At 70.4% G+C, this 18,445-nt stretch carries 19 protein-coding genes and 1 tRNA gene; 16 read left to right on the forward strand and 4 right to left on the reverse strand.

Annotated elements, in window-relative coordinates:
* Positions 1-6 precede the first annotated feature (6 nt).
* The 13 genes from RB614_RS15730 to RB614_RS15790 all read left to right on the forward strand — a co-directional run bounded on the left by RB614_RS15730 (position 7) and on the right by RB614_RS15790 (position 9,090).
* Positions 7-762 (forward strand): hypothetical protein, encoded by a 756-nt coding sequence (locus RB614_RS15730; protein ID WP_308713231.1) that lies wholly within the window; start codon positions 7-9, stop codon positions 760-762.
* Positions 763-821: 59 nt separating this feature from the next.
* Positions 822-1,163, forward strand: coding sequence for a hypothetical protein (locus tag RB614_RS15735; protein WP_308713232.1), 342 nt, complete (start codon positions 822-824; stop codon positions 1,161-1,163).
* A 201-nt stretch (positions 1,164-1,364) separates the two neighbouring features.
* A complete protein-coding gene (locus RB614_RS15740) occupies positions 1,365-2,213 on the forward strand; it encodes a GNAT family N-acetyltransferase (RefSeq protein WP_308713233.1) in 849 nt (282 codons plus the stop codon).
* Between the two features lie 80 nt (positions 2,214-2,293).
* Positions 2,294-3,250, forward strand: coding sequence for a helix-turn-helix domain-containing protein (locus tag RB614_RS15745; RefSeq protein WP_308713234.1), 957 nt, complete (start codon positions 2,294-2,296; stop codon positions 3,248-3,250).
* 107 nt (positions 3,251-3,357) lie between these two features.
* Positions 3,358-3,525, forward strand: coding sequence for a hypothetical protein (locus tag RB614_RS15750; RefSeq protein WP_308713235.1), 168 nt, complete (start codon positions 3,358-3,360; stop codon positions 3,523-3,525).
* A 37-nt stretch (positions 3,526-3,562) separates the two neighbouring features.
* The gene (locus RB614_RS15755; RefSeq protein ID WP_308713236.1) at positions 3,563-3,733 is read left to right on the forward strand and encodes a hypothetical protein; all 171 of its coding nucleotides are present in this window, start codon (positions 3,563-3,565) and stop codon (positions 3,731-3,733) included.
* A gap of 19 nt (positions 3,734-3,752) precedes the next feature.
* Positions 3,753-3,845 (forward strand) — tRNA-OTHER (locus RB614_RS15760).
* 761 nt (positions 3,846-4,606) lie between these two features.
* Positions 4,607-5,614: a radical SAM protein gene (locus tag RB614_RS15765; protein WP_308713237.1), complete on the forward strand. Its 1,008-nt coding sequence runs from the start codon at positions 4,607-4,609 to the stop codon at positions 5,612-5,614.
* Positions 5,607-6,365 carry a hypothetical protein gene (locus RB614_RS15770; RefSeq protein ID WP_308713238.1) on the forward strand — a complete coding sequence of 253 codons (759 nt, stop codon included), beginning with the start codon at positions 5,607-5,609 and terminating at the stop codon, positions 6,363-6,365. Before RB614_RS15765 ends, RB614_RS15770 begins: the two co-directional genes overlap by 8 nt.
* Before the next feature lie 89 nt (positions 6,366-6,454).
* Positions 6,455-7,243 carry a hypothetical protein gene (locus RB614_RS15775; protein WP_308713239.1) on the forward strand — a complete coding sequence of 263 codons (789 nt, stop codon included), beginning with the start codon at positions 6,455-6,457 and terminating at the stop codon, positions 7,241-7,243.
* The gene (locus RB614_RS15780; RefSeq protein ID WP_308713240.1) at positions 7,240-7,851 is read left to right on the forward strand and encodes an AAA family ATPase; all 612 of its coding nucleotides are present in this window, start codon (positions 7,240-7,242) and stop codon (positions 7,849-7,851) included. Before RB614_RS15775 ends, RB614_RS15780 begins: the two co-directional genes overlap by 4 nt.
* Positions 7,852-7,860: 9 nt before the next feature.
* Complete coding sequence (locus RB614_RS15785) at positions 7,861-8,310, forward strand: NUDIX hydrolase (protein ID WP_308713241.1); 450 nt, start codon at positions 7,861-7,863, stop codon at positions 8,308-8,310.
* A gap of 198 nt (positions 8,311-8,508) precedes the next feature.
* The gene (locus RB614_RS15790; protein ID WP_308713242.1) at positions 8,509-9,090 is read left to right on the forward strand and encodes a hypothetical protein; all 582 of its coding nucleotides are present in this window, start codon (positions 8,509-8,511) and stop codon (positions 9,088-9,090) included.
* Here the strand turns inward: RB614_RS15790 and RB614_RS15795 are convergent.
* Positions 9,087-10,013 carry a hypothetical protein gene (locus RB614_RS15795; RefSeq protein WP_308713243.1) on the reverse strand — a complete coding sequence of 309 codons (927 nt, stop codon included), beginning with the start codon at positions 10,011-10,013 and terminating at the stop codon, positions 9,087-9,089. The genes RB614_RS15790 and RB614_RS15795 overlap by 4 nt on opposite strands.
* A 626-nt stretch (positions 10,014-10,639) precedes the next feature.
* Here RB614_RS15795 and RB614_RS15800 point away from each other — a divergent pair.
* The 3 genes from RB614_RS15800 (at position 10,640) to RB614_RS15810 (ending at position 14,757) form a co-directional block, all read left to right on the forward strand.
* On the forward strand, positions 10,640-12,028 hold the full coding sequence (locus RB614_RS15800) for a hypothetical protein (RefSeq protein WP_308713244.1): 1,389 nt from the start codon (positions 10,640-10,642) through the stop codon (positions 12,026-12,028).
* Positions 12,025-13,614 carry a type IV secretory system conjugative DNA transfer family protein gene (locus RB614_RS15805; RefSeq protein ID WP_308713245.1) on the forward strand — a complete coding sequence of 530 codons (1,590 nt, stop codon included), beginning with the start codon at positions 12,025-12,027 and terminating at the stop codon, positions 13,612-13,614. The genes RB614_RS15800 and RB614_RS15805 overlap by 4 nt, the downstream gene beginning before the upstream one ends.
* Positions 13,615-13,917: 303 nt before the next feature.
* Positions 13,918-14,757, forward strand: a complete 840-nt coding sequence (locus tag RB614_RS15810; protein ID WP_308713246.1) for a replication-relaxation family protein — start codon at positions 13,918-13,920, stop codon at positions 14,755-14,757.
* A gap of 211 nt (positions 14,758-14,968) precedes the next feature.
* Here RB614_RS15810 and RB614_RS15815 read toward each other — a convergent pair whose 3' ends face one another.
* The 3 genes from RB614_RS15815 to RB614_RS15825 all read right to left on the reverse strand — a co-directional run bounded on the left by RB614_RS15815 (position 14,969) and on the right by RB614_RS15825 (position 18,042).
* Positions 14,969-16,444: a relaxase/mobilization nuclease domain-containing protein gene (locus tag RB614_RS15815; RefSeq protein ID WP_308713247.1), complete on the reverse strand. Its 1,476-nt coding sequence runs from the start codon at positions 16,442-16,444 to the stop codon at positions 14,969-14,971.
* Positions 16,445-16,487: 43 nt separating this feature from the next.
* Positions 16,488-16,967, reverse strand: coding sequence for a hypothetical protein (locus tag RB614_RS15820; RefSeq protein ID WP_308713248.1), 480 nt, complete (start codon positions 16,965-16,967; stop codon positions 16,488-16,490).
* Between the two features lie 157 nt (positions 16,968-17,124).
* Positions 17,125-18,042 carry a hypothetical protein gene (locus tag RB614_RS15825; protein WP_308713249.1) on the reverse strand — a complete coding sequence of 306 codons (918 nt, stop codon included), beginning with the start codon at positions 18,040-18,042 and terminating at the stop codon, positions 17,125-17,127.
* Positions 18,043-18,445 lie beyond the last annotated feature (403 nt).

Below are 18,445 nucleotides of genomic sequence, written 5' to 3' on the forward strand. Positions count from 1 at the left end.
GAGCTTGTGACCGGCCTCGTCGCCCGCCGCAGGGCAGGCGCGTCGTTGGGTCAGCTCACCGCCCAGACGGGGATTCCGTCGACAACCCTGCTGCGCAAGTTCGTTGAGCTTGGTGTGCACCCGCCCGGGGCTGGGGAACCACGGCTGCCCGGTGGGCTGACGCCGGACCAGATCACCGATATCGCCCGCCGATACACCGGCGGTGCCAGTGAGCGGACGGTGGCCGCCCAGACGGGGCTGTCTCGCACGGTCGTGCGGGCGGCGTTGGATGCGACCGGGATGCAGCGGCGACGATCTCCCCGGTCTGGTCGACGGTGGACGGCCGGCCTGACCTGGCAGATCGTCGTGCGTCGCCTCGCCGGCCAGATGGTTGCTCAAATCGCCACGGCCACCGGGATGTCTGATTTCGCCGTCGCTGTGCGTCTGGCGGACCTGAAGATCGACAAGGGTGGGCCGTGCCCGCCAGCGTGGAGGGGACGAGTGGAAGCTCACCAGCATCGGCTGACCGAGGACCTGGCCGACCGCGTGCACGAGGCGTGGATGGCGGCGTGGCGGGCACTTGGCCAGACCTCGATGCGGTCCCGGCATCACACCGGCGAGTTGATGATCCCCTACGCCGATCTGGCCGAGGTGGACAAGGACGACGACCGCCGCCTCGTGGCAGCCGTCCTGGCCGGCCTGGCCGCCCTGCCCGAACACGACGTGCTGCTCCTGCTGGCCGGCCACCAAACCGGCCACCCGCAGCCGGCACCACAGCCCTGACCCGCAGCCGACTGCCGCGCACACCCGCGAACACCACCGCCAAGAAAGGGGGACCAGGTATGGGATCCGACGACGGCGACGAGCTGATCCGCCGCGTGGTACACGCCAACCACCCGGCACACCCGGTGCCGCCGGCGCAGGCCACCGCCGCCGAGCTACGCGCCCGAGCCGACCGGTCTGACTCCGATGGCACAGCAGCGCAGGCGTGCGGCCCGGCAGCGGACGAGGACGTTCGCGTGCCGTTGCTTGACCTGACCAGCCTGCGGCTGCCCGAGGTGCTCGACTCGGACGACACCGTGCTCGCGGACTGTCTGCGGCGGCTGCTGCGGGACCTGGCCGAGCCCGGCGAAATCTACGCCGCGCACGGCAGCACTCCCGCTTTCCGAAGCCCGGACCTGTAACCCCCGTTGTCGCGTCCGGCCCGCCCTTCGGGCCGGACCTGTTGGTCGGGCGCCCGCCCGTTCCCCCCAGGCCCGCGGGCGCCCGACCAACCCCCAAGAGCTCTCGATCCCTTGTTCTGATTGGTGTCTGGACCTGTGACGATGACCCCAACCCCCCACCCAGCCGGCGTCGAAATCGATGACCGTGGGCCGGATCCGGTGGTGCTGGCCGCGCTGATGCGCGACGCGCTCGCCGACTGCCCGGTCGGGGCGTGGCTGATCGCCGACCCCGCCACCCGCCGGGAGATCTTCGGCCGGTACCTCGGTGAGCTGGCCGCCCTGGCGGTCGCCGACCCGGCGACCATCGTGGACGTCACCGTCGACCAGTGCGGGTACGCACTCTGGTACGACACCGGCGAGCACAGTGCGTACCTGGAACGCGATGCGCTGCTGACGCGTACGTGCGGGCGGTACGCGGACCGGTTCCGGCTGCTGGACACCGTCACCCGCTACGCCCTGACCCGGGCTGGCTTCCACACCGGGTGGCTGCTGGCCGGGATCGGGGTCCACCCCTTGCGCCGCCGTACCGGTATCGCAACCGTGCTGCTCACCCGCCGGCTACGCCACCTGGACAGCACCGGTCGGCCACTGTGGAGCATCGCGGTGTCCGAGGCGCACCGGCTGCTGTTGGAACGGCACGGCTACACCACCCTCCAACCGGCCACGTTCCTACCCGACAGCGGACCCCCGATCTGGCCCATGCGCCTCGAACGCCGAGGAGCCGAACGGGACGGCAGCCTCAGCGTGCAGATCGACGTGGCCGGCTGGGGCGGCCCGCTGACCGCGTCCACACCCGTCGGTCGGCTCGCCGCACCGGTCGGTGACCGGCAAAGACTCGACACGATCGCCCACGGCCGACTCCACCTCGCCCCACCCCAACCGGCCCGCTCCGGGTCCACGAACCGCGACACCACACCCACCACGACGCTCGGCGCCGAAACCAGCGACCACCCCACCGAAACCCACGGCAGCCAACCGACCCCCGGACCACAGGAGCCCGGCCGTGGCTGACGAACGCATCGATCAGTAACACCATCCCATTTACGGAAAGGGCTCGTTCGCAGGTTATGGCCACTCCTAGGAAGATTTTCGTGCAGTCCGTGCGTGGGCTTTGGCTCGGGTACCGTCTGCGTCAGATTCGGGAGGATCTCGGTCTGACACTCAAAGAGGCTGCCGGCTATCTGGACTTCGATTTCTCGACCTTCGCGCGGTACGAACGCTGCGAGTTGCCGTTTCGGCCCGAATACGTGCTGGCGTTGCTGAACCTGTACGGCGTGCACGACGAGTACACCCGCACAGAGCTGCTTCAACTGGCCCAGGACACCGGCCGTCTGAACCTGTGGCGCGTGGACGCCACAGCCGCGCCGTCATCGATTGACACGGCGGTACCGCAGCCAGCCACGTCGAGCCTGGGTGCGGCCGGGCACACGAACGCGCCGGTACGGCTCCTGCAATGGCTGTATGGCCAGGCGACGAACATCGCTGTCTATTCCCCGAACATCATCCCGGACCTGCTGCAAACCCGCGCCTACGAAACGGCAGTGGCCGGACACATCGAATCACCGAACCACGGCCACCGGCACGAGTACCGCCGCCGCCGCGAGGCCCTGGCCCGGGTCCCGGTGACCGGCAGACTACCGGGCCCGTCGATCACCGCCGTGATCGACGGACACGTTCTGCACCGCCCGATCGGTGGCCGCAAGATCCTCGCCGAACAGGTAGAGCACCTGCACCAGCTCGCCGCGGAACAGAACCGGATCGCTATTCGCATCCTGCCGACCGACCGTGACTTCTGCTGCGCCAGCAACGGCGGGTTCACCGTGCTGCACCTGCACACCGGATTCCCGCCGATCGCATTAGTGGACCACCTGGGCGGGCAGATGGTCCTGGAAGGGCCCTGGGCAGGACGGTACGTCACCGAGTTCGACCGCCTCTGCGACATCGCGTTGATGCCCGCGGCCAGCCGCATCCAACTCGCCGAGCTGACCAAAGACCTCACCAACCAACCAGACCACCACCCCGAACCGGCAGAGCTCGTCCACGACTAACCACCACCCAAACGCATAACGGCCGTCCAGACCTGGCAAGCGACACCGCAAATAGAAGACCACGAAAGTAGTGACAGGAAAAAGGGGGGTTGTCTCCGATGCCGAGCGTGGGCGACAACGTCATCGTGTCGGTGACGACGATTCAACGGTCGAACGGTGCGGCGTGGAAAGGAGACCACGGAACAGTCATCGGTAAAACCGGCGACGGCTACAAGGTCCGCTTCGCCGACTTCATCGCGGACAACGTAAAAGACAACGAAATCACCAAAGCCTAACCGGCGACATCAGTCCCGAACAGGAAAGGGGAAAGGCGTGGCCAAGACGAGTAAGGACGACAACGGACGAGTGACCATGTCCGCCACCGACCGCTCCGGCAAGACGCACACCATGACCGGTGACGGCACGTCCGGACGGACACACACCAGCCGCGACGGGTCAGTCGTGCAAACAGACGGAGACCAGGTCTTCCGCAACGACCGGTAGACAAGGGTCGCAAAGGCTCGCCCCCGTCGTACCGGTAGGTACGCACCCGAAAAGCAAGTCCTCCTAAACCGGGGGTAGCTGGAAAGCGTGGGTTCGAATCCCACCGGGGGCACCGATCCCGCCCAGACACCGAGCAGCCGTCTGGGATGTGGGGACAGGATCGGTGTCGCTCCGGTACCGCTACCCGGGAGCGTAAACCGACGACCCACCTGGCCAGGCGTAAGCAGCCGAGCTATGGACGTTCGCCAGCCTCGAAACGCATGAATATTGACGATTCTGGTGGCCCCGGTCCCAGCGAGAACTAGCACGGGCCGAACCTCAACCACCGCGCGGGAGGTGAGGGCTGACTGACTACTGCCTGCACCCGTGCAGCGCTGCGGACCGCACGGGACGGCCGGCTGAAGGCACCGGACTGAATCCGCACGTCGTGCGGTGTTCTGCACGTTACGCACGAAGCTGTTGAGGGAAAGGGGCCGCGATGCGAGCGCCGCTCCCGAGCCTGCACGGCACCCTGACGCACGATTTCGCGGTGGTGCTGTACCGGGGCCGAGCCGTTGCGGCTGGTGTGCGGCGCTGTGGCGAGCGGGCGCAATGCCCCGTCCGGGGCTGCACGCGGCCTTGGTCGTCACGACGGCGGGCGAAGACCCGCGCTGGTACGACAGACGGCTATCGTCCAGCGCGTCTTCTGCTGATGCGCCACCCCCAGAAACCCGGCCTGAATGAAGCGGCTGGCGGGCGGCATGGTGCCGTATCGGGCAAGGGCGCCGCCAAGCCGAGCGAGGCCCTTGCGTACACACAGATTCAGTGCTCTGGCGTTCCTCTCGGCTGCCGTTCCACCCTTGTTCGGCCGACCTTCGCAAGGAGACATTGACCATGACCATGCTCGGAATGCCTGCGGTTCCGGCGGCGCCCACCCCACGTTCCGCCGGGCCGATAGCGTTCACTGCCGGACATCACTTCACCGTTACCAGTACCGCGACTGTTGATGAGCTGGCCGAGGCAGCGACGGTGCCGCTATCGGTCATCTTGCAGATCACCAAGCGGTGCAACTTCGACTGTTCGTTCTGCTCCGAGACGTTGCAGCTCCCGGACCCGACACTGGCCGAGTTGGACACCATCCGCGCCAACCTGACCGGTACTTCGCGGGTGTTCCTGTCTGGTGGGGAACCGTTGCTGCGTAAGGACTTCGGCGACATCGTAGGCATGTATGCCGGTCAGTTCATCGTGGGCATCCCGACCAACGCCACCCGGGGCCTAGAGCACGCAGGGGCAATGGTGGGCAAGGTCGCCTTCGTCAACGTCGGTCTGGAGGGGCCACGAGCGACCACGAACCGGGTTCGCGGGGACTACGACCAGGTGATAGCCGGCATCCGTGCGTTCCTGGACGCTGGGTTGCCGCTGTCGCTGTCGGCGGTGGTGTACCGGTCGACGTTGCACGCGCTGCCGTTCACCTACCAGATCGCGGACGTGATCGGCGCCGGCAAGTTGAAGCTGATCCTGCCGCTGCGTAAGGGCAACGCCCTGGACCTGGCCGAGCACGAGTTCATCAGCCTGGAGGAGGCCGGTCAGACCTTCGAACGGCTGACCGAGGCGCGGGCGGTCCATGACTGGCGGCCGGCACTGCGGATGACGACGTGGACAGAGCAGACCGAGGGGCACATGATCCTGGTGGAGGTAACCGGCAGAGCCAGCGCCTGGCCCGTGTACGACGCCCCGGACCTGCTCGAACCGTTGGGCAACCTGCTGACCGAGCCGATCACCGAGATTTGGAGGCGGTACCGGTTCAAGCGCAACCACTTCGCCAAGTACCTCGGCGCCAGCATCCGCACCGTCGGCAACGCCGACACCAGGGCAGGGCTGGGAGGGCACGCCCGTGCGTGACTACACGAACCTGCAATGGCCCGAGGCGCCGTTCGGGGCCGAGCAACGACCGTTCGGGCAGCACCACGACATGTTGGCCGCGTTCGCGGTCGACTGGACCAGCTTGGACGCCGGGCTTCTGCCGGTCGCAGCGGCCACCGTCTACCTGCGGGTACGCCGGCACGGCACCGCTGCCCAGGCCGGCGAACAGAGCCTGTCGATCGGGTTCCGGGCCACCGTCATCGAAGAGCCTGCCGAGGCGCCACACCTGTTGACGCTGACCGACCGGGCACTGACCCGCGCCCGCCGGCACGCGGTGATCCTGGCCGGACACCACCTCGACAACGACCTGACCTGCATGGGCGCGCTATCCACGACACCGCTACGCGGCGCGGCCGGTGTCCTCGCCGCGTGGGCCAACCGCACCGTGAAGGAACGCGGCGTCGCACTCATGATCGATACCGCGGCCGAGGCCCGCACCACCGGCGTCGAGCTGGACATGCCACTCGATCCCGTCCCCGAATCGGTGCCGGACTGTCCCGGATGCGCCGCGAGGTTGGCCAGGTGCGTACTCGCGCGGTGCCTGGCGGTCGGGTTGACAGCGGCCGTGCACGCCGGCCGCTACCGCTGGGAGGGCACCTTTCACGTCGGGGACGCGATCGACCGGGCCGCGTGGGACCTGCTGTCCGCCAACTTCGACGACGCCGGGCACCAGCACCGACACCAGACGACCCACCGTGCGGCTACCCCGCCGCGACGTAACCGCCGCTAACCTCGGTGGCCGTCGCCCAATGCTCATCGGGGTCGGGCGACGGCCACCACGGGCACGACAACAACGTGCCGGAGAAAGGGATCGAGTCCGTGCATGTGATCAGTGACCTCGGCGGGCCGGGCACCGTGCCGGACCGGCCGCCCGGCACGCGGCTGGTGGCATCGGTCGATGTGGAGTGGAGCAAGAACTACCGGGTCAAGAACGGCAACCGGGCATTCTGCTACTCCGTCGTGTGGCTGGCCGTACCGCTCGCAGAGGAACCGCCGGCCATCACGGCGGCGCTGCCGTTCTGGTCCACCAGCGTCTACCTCGACCGGGACGAGGAACGGCCGGAGCTGGTGGCGCTCGCCGCGGCCGACATCGGCGCCGCGTGCGAGGCCGCGGACCTGCTGGTCGGACACCAACTGTGCAGCGACCTCGCGGTCCTGGCCGCCAACGCTGGCCCGGGTGTACCGGCTGTGGTGACGGCGGCGCGGCAGGCGTGGCATGAACGGCGCGACGCCACAGCCGGTCAGCGGGTGATCGACACCCGGTTCGATGCCGGGCATGTGCTAGCCAACGCTTCCCGGCGGCTCGTTGACGTGTGCGACGAACTCGACCTGGACGTGACCCAACCAGAGCTGGCCCGCAAGTCGATGACCGCGCTGCACCGGGACTGGCTAGAACGGGCCGACGTAGAGGCGCGTGAGCGGATCACGGTGCTGAACCTGCGGCACAGCCTGTCCACCGCGTACGTGGCGCTGCGGGCGGCCGGGCACCTGACCTGGCCGGCACCGCTGAACCTGAACGCCAGCATCGCCGCGCACTGGGCCGGGCGGGTCCAATGGCTGAACACCCAGACCTTTCAAGCCTTGGCGAACCGAACCGAGTACCCATGAGCGTGCGCGGCTGCCTGCTGGTGGGCATCGAGGGCACCCACGCATCCGGCAAGACCACCCTCGTGCACGCGCTGACCGCGCACTACCGCGAGCGTGGCCTGCTGGTCGACTGCACCGGCGAGCCGGCTCGAACCAGTCCGTTCATCGAAGAGATCGTGATCCACGGCAAAGGTGTGTTCGACTTACCCACCGAGATCGACCTGTTCGCCATGCAGCTCGCGGCCACCCTGCGCGCGGCCCGACACCACCGGCTGTTGGTCTGCGACAAGACGGTGGTCAACGTGCTCGCCTACGCCCGGATGGTCCTGTCCGCCCCGCCGGGCAGCCACAACGCGCAGGTGCTTGCCGCGATGGCCGGGTTCTGCCGAGCGTGGGCACCGGACGCCTACGATGCCGTGTTCTACCTGCCGGACCACTACCAGCATCCGGCCGACCCGATGCGGGCCAAGGTCGCCCACCTGCAAGCCGAAACCGGCCAGGCGGTCAGCGACACCTGCGCCGACGTCGGGCTGCCGCTGATCGATGTACCCGGCGGGCTCGACACGGCTGGCCGGGTGGCCTGGATCGCTCGGCGGGTCGACCCGCTGCTGACCGAGGTGACCGGCTAGCCTGCGGTCGTGACCGCTGCCGCCTTGCACCCGGTTGACGTGCTGCTCCTGCTCACCGACGCAGACCACCTGCTGCTAGCGCTGCGGGAAGGGACCGGCTACGCAGATGGGCTGTGGAACCTGCCCTCCGGCAAGCTGGAGCTAGGCGAGGACGCCGTGAGCGCGGTCATTAGGGAAGCGCGGGAAGAAGTCGGGGTGCGGCTCCGCCCTAACGAACTGCGCATGGTCGCCACCGTGCACCACCGCAACACGGCCGGGCTCGCCCGCGTCGGGCTGGCGTTCGCCGTGGCCTTCGACCCGGCCCGCCACGGCGAGCCGGTCAATGCCGAGCCGCACAAGTGCGCCAAGATCGAATGGGTTCCGGCCGACATGCTGCCGTCGAACACCTACCCGTACACGGCCGCCTGCGTGCGCGCCTACCGCCAAGGCGAACCATTCGCGCTCAGCGGCTGGTCATAGCGCGGAGGCTCGCGCCGTGACGGCTCGCAGTGTCAAGCTGTGAGGGTGAACCGTGGCCGTGACCGTCGCTCGTGCGCGCGTAGCGTGCGGTGGCGGCGTGCGGCCCGGCGCGCGATCGAGGTAGACCTGTACTGGGCGGCGAAGCCACGCACGCGGCAGGCGTGGGCAAGCTGGGCCGATGATGTTTACAACCGGGGCTTGGACGCGGTGTTCGACCAGGAGTGGGACCGGCAAGCGCGCGGAGAGCCGTCCACGATGATCGTGTTGCCGATCCATGACGAGCGCCTGGACGGCCCGATACCGCAGGAGGATCTATCGCAGGTGCCGGCGGGTTCGGTCAAGCGGCGGGCGCTGGCGCAGCAGTTGCATGCGCAGTTGGCGGACCCGCCGTCGTGGACCGGGCCGGACCGGTTCGGCTGGTCGGTGTTGGATGTGCCGGTGGCGCGGTTGGACGGGGTGGCGCGGGCGTTGCGGGAGGCACCGGCAGCGGCGCATGACCCGCGGTCGGTGTTGATCACCAGCGGTAAGCGAAGCGGGCACGTGGTGCTGCGGTTGCATGGGGATACGTTCTCGGTGGTGTTCCACGTCTCGCCCGGTGACGGGCCGGTGTTGGTGGTGCTGGACGAGCTGCCCGGGTACGCAGTGCGGGTGGACACCGACCCGGACCGCAAGGCCGTCATGCAGGTGATGACGATGAAGTTCGAGGTGCTTCGGGCGGTGGACAAGGCGGAACGGTCCCGCCCGGCGGCGGGCCGGGCGCCGATGTCGCGGACCGCCTAGTCCTGGCCGGCGGCGCGGTCGGTCAGTGGGTCGATCATCCAGTGCGGGTGTTTGTTCTTCAGGTACCGGGATGCCAGCAGCGTGAACACGGCCCGTTTGACTCTGGGTAGCTTGGCGCGGGCCGCGTCGGCGGACACGCCGATCTCGTGGGCGGCCTCGCCGATGGTGCGGCCGAACAGGCTGCACAGCGCGACCAGGGCGGCGTCCTCGGCGGTGACCTTCGGGCGCCGGTCGCTGCGGCTGGGCTTGACGTGCGCGGTCGCGCCGACGAGCTCCCGCAGCACCGGGGGCAGCTCGTCATCGGCGGGCGGGCCGTCGTCGCTGTCGTCGACGGGCGGCTCCAGCTCGGGTTCGGGTTGTCCGGGTAGCGGCGGCCAGTCGACCTCGCGGTTTGCCCACCATGCTTGTTTGGCGCGGTAGACGGTCCGCCAGATGATCCGATCCCCGATGCGCTCGTCCTCCGGGCTGACCTTGAACAGTTCGGCCAGGAACCCCACGGCGAGGTGTTGCTGGACCTGTCGTTTGTTCTCGTAGTCGCCGTTCTTGCCGCCGGGCGTCAGGAAGTGCGCCTTCTCGATGAGCCGCAACGCGGCGACGCCGACCACGTAGGTGTACCACCGGCCGCGTTGCTCGATCGCGTTGGTGATCAGGTAGCGCCAGACCGCATCGCGGACCGGTAGGGGCACGGTCTGCTGGTCCAGCAACGCCCGAAGGGTGTCCATGGGCAGCAACACATCGGCCGGCTGCACGCCGAGCATCCGGCCGGGCACGCCGATGTCGGTCATCGCTTCGGCTTGCTCGCGGAGGTACTGCAACGGCAGCGGGGTGTAGAGCTGCCATCGGGCGCGGCGTGTCGTGCCGTTGTCTGTGGGTGTGAGGTCGTCGTCGTCCGGGGGCGCGAGGTCGTCGTCCGGTTGGTCCACGGCAGGGTGTCCTTCCAGCGGCGCGGGTGTACGCGTGGCTGTGGTGGACACGCCGGGTCCGCCGTTCGGCGGCTGGTGTGGTGGTCGGCGTTGACCGGGCACGGGTACCCGGCGTGCTGCGGACAAGCGCCGGGATCGCGTCGAACTAGTGTACGAGGATCGGTCCGGAGCGGCGACCGGGTTTGTCGGTACGCCGGAGGCCGTCGAGGTCCGCTCGGCCGGTGCGGCTGGCTGGTCGGGCGGCGGGGGGAAGCTGCGTCTCATGTCGCCACCGGGCGCATCGCCGATCGACGGGAGGGCAGGGACGGACACTGATGGCTGCTGGCGGTGACCGTCACGGCGTGCCCCCACATGCCCGTGCCCCTGCTTGGCTAGCTCAGCCGAGCCTACGTCGCACTCTGTCAAGATTTTTTAGATCACATTCGTGATCTTGTGATTTTCCCCCGTGCCCGGGTTCTGTTTAGAGGAAGGCACCAACTCGCCCGCACCTCTTGATTCCTCTCGCGCCGGCCCTGGACGGGTCGGCGTTTCGCTGTTCGCCGGTGTTCACCCGGAGGCGGCTGCGGGCTCTCATCCCATCCCTGGCCGGTCCGCACAAGGCGGGCCGGTCTCTGCCGAGGAGGCACATGCACATCATCCAGACGATCGCGGTAGCGATCATCATCGACGGTCCGCCCGATGGGGCGGGCTCCCTGCTGGACTGGCCGACCAGACTCGGCCAGTGGATCTCCAACCTTCCCTCCCACCTGGTGGCGCTGTGGCACGCGGCCGAACGGCTGTGGTGGCCGTGGGCGCCGCTGCTCATCCTCTCCATGGTGCTCGGCACTGTCGCGGTTCGGCTCGCGTTGGCCGCGTTGTGGCGGCGGGTTGCGGCCGGCGGGTACTGGGTGGAGATCACCCCGACCCGGACGGTCGACGTTGCCCGTTGGGGCCTGGTCTGGCGGCGCCTGGACGAGCTGGCCGAGGATGCAGGGGGCCGGTGGCGCCTGGTCCGCCCGCCCCTCGCCTTCGAGGTGTGGGCGGACGGGCGCGGTCTGCGGGCCGGGCTGTGGCTGCCCGGCTGGGTGAGCGAGCGCGTGGTGGCCGGGGAGGTCGCTCGCGCGTGGCCCGGCGCCGCCGTCAACCGCACCGAGCCGCCCGCCATGGACGGTGCGGTGGCGGGGGTGTGGCTGGCGGCCGACAGCTACCACCCGGAGACCGGGTGGCAGGTAGACGACCCGCGCCCGCGCACCGGCCTGCGCCGGGGCGTGGGCGCCGATCCGGACCTGGGCATGGTCCTGGCAGCCCTGGCCGACCCGGGCGTCGAGCAGGTGCAGCGGCTGCTGCTGCAAGTGCTCGTCCGGCCGGCCCCCGGCAGGCGGTTGGGCCGGTTGGCGGCGGCGGCCCGCCACCCGCTGGAACAGTCGCGGGGCGGTGTGGCGGCCGGGTTCGATGGCCTGCTGTGGCTGGTTCGCGGGCTGCTGAGGCTGGTCCTGGAGGTACTGGACATCTTCCTCACGTCCGGCCGCTCCAATCCGTCCCGGGCGTCCCACGCGCGTTCTGGTTCGGCGGGGCGGCGGGAGCCGCCGGACCCGCTCGACCGGGAGGCGATGGCCGAGGCCCGCGCCAAGCACCACGACGGGCCGCACCTGCTCGCCACGGTGCGGGTCGGCGCGGTCGGCGGCCGGCGCCGCAACGCCCGGCAGGCGGCCCAGTCGGTGGCGGCCGGGTACCGGGAGGCGTCGCGGTGGCTGCACCCGGTCCGTCTCGGCCGTGCCCGCTCGGCGCTTTCGCTGCGCCGGGCAAGCCCCGGGCAGTGGCTACTGCTGTCCGCCAACGAACTGGGCGTCCTGGCACATCTGCCGCCCGATCCCGCGCTGTACCGGTTCGACACGGCCGCACGGCACCGGGCACACCCCGGCGGAGCGCGCCGCGCCGACCCGGAGGCGGGCTGGACCCGACACGGCTGGACCCCCGACACCGAGCGCGGCGGCGATCCGGGCGACGACGACGAGTTTCCGGAGGAGGAGGTATGAGCAGACGACACCCATCACCCACCACGGCGGGCGCTGCGGCGCCCGCCGCACTACGAAGGGCGCCGGCCCGGCTCCGGCTGGTGCCGCCGGACTCGCCGCGTCGGCAGGCGGTCAAGGCGCTCGGCGTGGCGCCGATCGGCGAACCGGTCCTGATTGGACTGTCCCCTGCCGACGCACGGCACCATCTGCACGTGCCGGGGCCGACCGGCACCGGCAAGTCCACCCTGTTACTCAACCTCGCCCTCGCGGACGCGCGGGCCGGGCGCGGCTTGGCCGTGTTCGACCCCAAAGGCGACCTGGTACGAGACCTGCTCGACCGGTTGCCGCCCGGCGTCGCCGGGCGCCTGGTGCTCATCGACCCGGACGAGCGACAGGCGCCGCCCGCGCTGAACCTGTTCGACCTCGGCTCCGATCCGGAGACGGTGGCCGATCAGCTCGTCGGGGTGATGGCCAAGGTCTGGGCGCAGTACTGGGGGCCGCGCACGGACGACCTGGCCCGGCACGCGGTCCTCACCCTCGCCCACCAACCGGACGCCACCCTCGCCGATCTCCCGCTACTGCTCGCGGATGCGGCATACCGGCGGTGGGTCCTCGCTTGGGTACGCCGGCGGGCCGATCCCGTCGAGTATGGGGAGCTGGCTGCGTTCTGGGCCTGGTACGACGAACTGACCCCCGCGCAAGCCTCCGTCCAAGCCGGACCGCTGCTGTCCAAGCTGCGGGCGGTGCTGTCCCGCCGGTTCGCCGCGCAACTGTTCGGCGTGGGCGCCTCCACCTTCCGCCTGACGGAGGTGTTGGACGGCGGGGCGCTGCTCGTGCGGCTCCCACCCACGCTAGGGGAGGACACGGTGCGGCTGGTCGGGTCGCTGCTGCTGGCCGCGCTGCTGGGCGCCGCGAACGGGCGGGCCGACCTGCCCGAGGCGGACCGGCTCGACGCCAGTTTGGTCCTCGACGAGGCGCACACCTTCCTCCATTTGCCGGTCGGCGTGGACAACGCCCTGGCCACGGCGCGGGCGTTGCACGTGTCGTTGGTGCTGGCCCATCAACACCTCGGCCAGTTGTCGGCGAACATGTTCGCCGCGCTCGACGCGAACGCCCGCAACAAGGTGTTCTTCTCCCTCCCGCCCAAGGACGCGCGGGACCTGGCCCACCACATGGCGCCGTACTTCGAGCCGGAAGACCTGATGCGCCGCGACGCCTACGGCATCGTGTGCCGGCTGGTCATCGACGGAGCCGACAGCGAACCGTTCAGCCTGCACACCCGCCCCGCCCCACCGGTCGTGCCCGGCCGCGCCGACGTGTTGCGGGCGGCGGCCCGCGCACGCGGCCTGTCCACATCGGAGCGGGCGGCGCTCGCGCAGGCGCGGCGGCTCGGCCCCGCCGCACGCACCGGGCCAACCAACCCAACCGGCAACGGCAACGGCCCGGCTGTCAACCCAACGCAGGAACCAACGGACCCAACTGGCCCAACCGGCGGACGAGTCCCGCCCGCGGGGCCAACCAGCGGCCCCGCAGGTCCGGGGGTGCAACCACCCCCGGCGGCCCGGGTCCGGCCACCAACCCCACGCAAGAGGAGGAAACGACCATGACTCAGCTGACCTTCGACAACGCTCCCGAGAGCGCGGCCCGGACATCTCCGGTCAGACGCTGCGGGCCGGACCTGTCAGCTCCGGCCCGGTTTGACAGACAGCCGGTTGGGTTGCCGTTCGACTCGGAGCCTGTCTCGGGCGCTCTCCAGCGCCTCTCCGGAGATGAGCCCATAACTGAGGCTCCGACCGCCAACAGCCCAACAGCGCAGGCCAGGCGGCCTGCGCTGACCTGTCTACGAAAGGTGACTGGTCACTATGACCACCCCACACGGCCCTAACAGGCATCCCCCCGACCCCCGCAGGGTGTCCGGCACCAACGTGCCGGACGTGGCCAGCGAACTACGGCGGCTCATGCCCCGCGACCGCTGGCTGCTCGATCTGCTCCATGACCATCAGGTGTTCACCACCGAACAGGTCGCCGCGCTCGGCTTCGACCACGTGCACACCGCACGCAACCGGCTCAACCTGCTCCACGGGCGCGGGGTGCTGGCGAAGTTCCGGGACGCGGTACGGCCTGGCTCGCAGTCGTGGCGGTGGGCGCTCGGCTGGATCGGCGCGGCCTACATCGCGTACCGGGACGGGCGACCGTTCCCGCGACCGGGCACGATCGCCGATCGGGTCAACCGGCTCGCGGCCAGCCCGCGGCTGCCACACCTGCTCGGCGTCAACGCCTTCTTCGTGGACCTGGCCGCACACGCCCGCACCACCCCCGGCGCCCGCCTCGGCACCTGGTGGTCCGAACGGCGCTGCCGCGACATCTGCGGGGACCTGGCCCACCCGGACGGGCACGGCGTATGGACCGAAGACGGCTCCACAGTGTCGTTCTGGCTCGAGTACGACCGGGCCAGCGAACCCACCCGCCGCGTCCTCGAAAAACTCGACGGATACCAAGCCGTCCACCAGGCGGCCGGACTGAACCACGCGGTCCTGATCCGGATGCAAACCGCTCGGCAGGAAACCACCCTGCACCAACGGCTGCCCACCCACCCCGCCGTCACGGTCGGCGGCCTGCTGGTCGCCACCATGTCCGGCGACTACACCACCCACCCCGCCGGGCCGGTCTGGCTGCCGGTCGGCCACACCCACCGTGTCCGGCTCGCCCACCTCCCGAACCCACCCGCCGTCGAGCCCCGGGCCGCGTAGACACGCTCGGGGCTCGACCCGCACTCGAACGGAGCAACGCCATGCAGCACAACACGACACAGCACACCACCACCCGCGACGGCGCCCGACCCGTGCGGCGCACGCATCCAACCCGCGCCGCACGCAACCGGCCCCGGCGCAAGTCCACCCACACCATCCCCCCGGCGCGGCGGCTGCCGCGCCCGCAGCCCGGCTAACCGGGCGGGGCCGCTCAGCGTTGCCGGCCTCGCCGACCGGTCAGCGGGTCCGGCCCCGGCGGGCGCACGCCCGCTGTCGCCGGGCTGAGCGGCCCGGCCCCGGTCGGCGGCGAAGTCCAGGCGCGGAGCTGCCCGGCGGCGTGCCGGGCAGCCCGCGCCTGCGCCAACCGGTGCTGCGCCTCGCGCAGGTCCGCCAGACTCTCCGCCAACGCCGCGAGCGTCAACACGAGATGTAGGGCGGCCACGGTGTCCCGGTCCCGGGACAGGCTGCCCATCACCGCGATCAGCCGAGCCATCGACCGCAGGTGTCCCGCCCGCGAGACCCGGGCGGCCGGGACACGGCCGCGTAGCTCGTGGGCGGCGCGGTCGAACGCTTCAGCCGCGTCGGTCAGCGGTCCGCCCGCCTCGCCTTCCCACGCATGGGCGGTGACGGTCAACAGGTCGGCGGCGGCGTACCCGATCGCGGCGGCGACGGCGGGACTCGACGCGGCGCGCATCGCGGCCGTGGCGTCCCGGACCGTCTCGGCGGCGCGGCGGGACACCTCCGGCGGGACGCTGGCGGCAGCGGCCAACCGCGCCGCGTGCCCACCCGCCGTTCCCGGCGGCGGTGTCCCGGTGCTCCAGCGGGACCGCAGACGCGGCAACGTCAGATCAGGGCCGAGGCGACCTCCGCCGTACCACACGATGTCCCCGGCCGCGGTGCGGTGCTCGGGCAGGCCAACCGCGTACCCGCTCACCTGTCCCGGCGTGCGGGTGCTGTGCCGCAGTTTCAGCTCCACGCCCGCCTCGGCGAGGCGGGCGAAGAAATCGTGCTCGTCGGTCGCGATGGCGGCCACCTCGCGGACCCGGCGGCGCAGCTGTTCACGCGGCGCCACCCGGCGGCCCGCCCGCCGCGCACGCGCGGCCCGCTGACCCGGCCTCCCGGCGCTCGCGGCGGCGTCCAGGCGGGCGGCCTTGTTCAGCTCGGCCGGGCTCGGCCACCGACGTACCCCGCCCCCGGGCGGCGCCACCCGGTACAACCCGTAGCGTTCCTCCAGGTCTCGGCAGGCGGCCTGGGTCTTGCGTTTGTCCTGCCACGGCCACACCGTGCGTCCGTCCTGTCTGACGAGGGTGGCCACCACGTGCACGTGATCGTCGTTGTGGCGTACCGCCACCCACCGCACCGCGTCCACATCGCCGTGCGGGGCGAGTCCGGCGGCGGCGATCACCTCGGCGGCGACGCGCCCCCACTGCGGGTCGGACAGGATGCGGTCGGTGGGGTGGGTGCGGATCGAGCAGTGCCACACCGGCTTGGCCGGCGGCCGAACCCCGGCGCGCACCGGCTGTTCCAAGTACGCCGTCAACCCGCGTACGTCATACCGGCCGCCGGAAAGCTGCGGCGGTTGCAGCGCGGACAGCGGTCCGGCGCCTTCCCACGCGGCGACCACACGCGGGCGTACGTGCTCCTCCCGTTTGCCGGGACCGAACAGGTACCGGAGAAGTCCGCCCACGTGGGCGCCGCGTGGGTGCACGGCAGGGATCACAGCCGGCGACTCACGCCAGCCGGCGGTGGAGCTGGGCGACCACCGTGTCCACCTCGGCCACCGCGCGCGTCACGCGGTCGACCGCGTGTTCCAGCCACACCGGCGGCTGCCCGGTCGCGTTGAGCGCCGCTACCGCCTGGTTGAGGTTAACGCCGGTCCGGTTGACCGCGGTGCGGGCAGCGAACAACTCCCGCGCAAGCGCGGCCAGCTCCTCCACCCCGGCGGGCGCCTCGCTCGTCCCGCTGGGCTCGCCCGGCTGGCGCCGCGCCACGGCGAGCGCGGCGAGCGCGCAGAAGCCGGTCAACGTCATCCGGGCCGCGTCGGCGGCGGCCTTGATCTCCGACAGCTCCGCGTCGGTGAACCTCGGCGTGAGCCGCTGGTCCCGCACGGCCTGTCCGCGCGGCCGGTACCGGCGACCCGGCGTGGGGCCGGTGTTGCTCGCCTCGATCGGCGCGCCCTTGCTGGTGTTGGTGTAAGTGGTGTTGTCCATGCCTCGCACGGTGACCGGCACCCGTTGGCGGCAGGGTTAGCGGCGACCCGTAGCACTCCTCGCGCGGCGCGCGTTTCCACGGTGACCGCGCCCGGTCACAGCACTTTGTGTGCCGTAGGCACCAGCTTGCTCTCGGTGATCATGGGGCACGGATGCGCTACGGGTCAGCGGGCGGCGGCGGCAGCGGGTCACCGGCGGCGGCGTTGTTCAGCGTCGCCGCCGGCCCTCCTGGGCGGGAAGTGTGGATCACGTACAGCGCGGCGGTTACAAGTTCGATGTAGTCGATCGCCTTCTCGACAGAGAGTCCGGTACCCGCGTCCTCGCGCCGGCTGAGATTCCTGAGGACTGCTAGCCCTTGGACGGTCTCGACCAACTGGTTCGTCACCAAACCCTGGAGTGCAGCGGCGTGGGCCAGTTCGAGAGCATCGCGGCCGTCGTGACTCGACTCTCCCAAGAGTGCTGTGAGGGCGTCAATTACGTGTCCGTAGGCGGCGACGACCGCCGCGCCTGGAGCCGTCGTGGCCATGTTCCGCAGCTCGGCGATGCCTTCGCCCAGGTCGACGTTGCTCGGTGGGTGCGACGAGGCTGACACGGCCGTAGCTACCGATGCTTGGGTTCGGTTGATCCTGACCTGCCATGACTCGCCTACCTGCACTGGGGTATGGAGATCGTCTCGCGCGTGGAATCGAACGACCGGCACCCTGTCCAGACCGTCGCGCGAGAGATCCAGCTCACCACGCAAGGCGCTGCGGAACGACACGAGCAGCCGGTCCACCGGCGCCGCGCCACCGCTCGCGAGGGCCTCGATGATCTCGCGAGCGAGCTTGATCTGGTCGGCGTTGCCGAACAGCACGACATCGGACAGGGCGTCCTCGAATGCTTCGGCCCGTTCGCTCGTCAGCTCACGGTGGGCAGAGTGCGCAAGAGTCCGGTAGGCCCGGACAAGGTAGTCGATCCGCTGACGACGGCGCTCGTTCTCCGCGTCTCGCCGCCGCGTAGCGAAGTGGACGATGAGGCCACCGATAACCGCGGCGAGCAAGGGGCCACCGACATACCGGATCACATCCAGAACCACCGCGTCACGTTACCAATCGCCGCACATGTGGAGCCCGTTCTGGAACGGGCCCGGCATAGTGGCGCGCCGGAGGGCCGGAACGGCGCGCTATTCCGCTTCCGCTTCCACCTCTTGCGGCGGAAGCGGAAGGAAGCAGGAAGCGGAAGCGGCGGCGTTGGTTGGTAACGCCGGGCCGATGCCGCTACCACAGCGGTGCTACCCATAGCCCTGCCGATAACCCCGTAACAGGTCCGTCAACATGTCCGCCAACCCCGTAGCGGTCGCTGCGACTGCCACCACCCCGGCCGTTCCGAGCACTGTCGCGCCCGTGCAAGGGCCAGCATGAACGTGCCAGCCCTTCCGGCCTCACATCCCGGCCCGTGCCGGGCCGTGCCGCTACGGGCTGACGCATCCGTTACCGGCG

It is taken from the genome of Phytohabitans maris, assembly GCF_031085175.1.
Lineage (GTDB): Bacteria > Actinomycetota > Actinomycetes > Mycobacteriales > Micromonosporaceae > Phytohabitans > Phytohabitans maris.

What these genes read in the sequence shown, in the direction of transcription:
- RB614_RS15735 (WP_308713232.1), top strand. Translation starts at nt 822, where the DNA reads ATGGGATCCGACGACGGCGACGAGCTGATCCGCCGCGTGGTACACGCC.
- RB614_RS15765 (WP_308713237.1), top strand. Translation starts at nt 4,607, where the DNA reads ATGACCATGCTCGGAATGCCTGCGGTTCCGGCGGCGCCCACCCCACGT.
- RB614_RS15780 (WP_308713240.1), top strand. Translation starts at nt 7,240, where the DNA reads ATGAGCGTGCGCGGCTGCCTGCTGGTGGGCATCGAGGGCACCCACGCA.
- RB614_RS15800 (WP_308713244.1), top strand. Translation starts at nt 10,640, where the DNA reads ATGCACATCATCCAGACGATCGCGGTAGCGATCATCATCGACGGTCCG.
- RB614_RS15805 (WP_308713245.1), top strand. Translation starts at nt 12,025, where the DNA reads ATGAGCAGACGACACCCATCACCCACCACGGCGGGCGCTGCGGCGCCC.
- RB614_RS15820 (WP_308713248.1), bottom strand. Translation starts at nt 16,967, where the DNA reads ATGGACAACACCACTTACACCAACACCAGCAAGGGCGCGCCGATCGAG.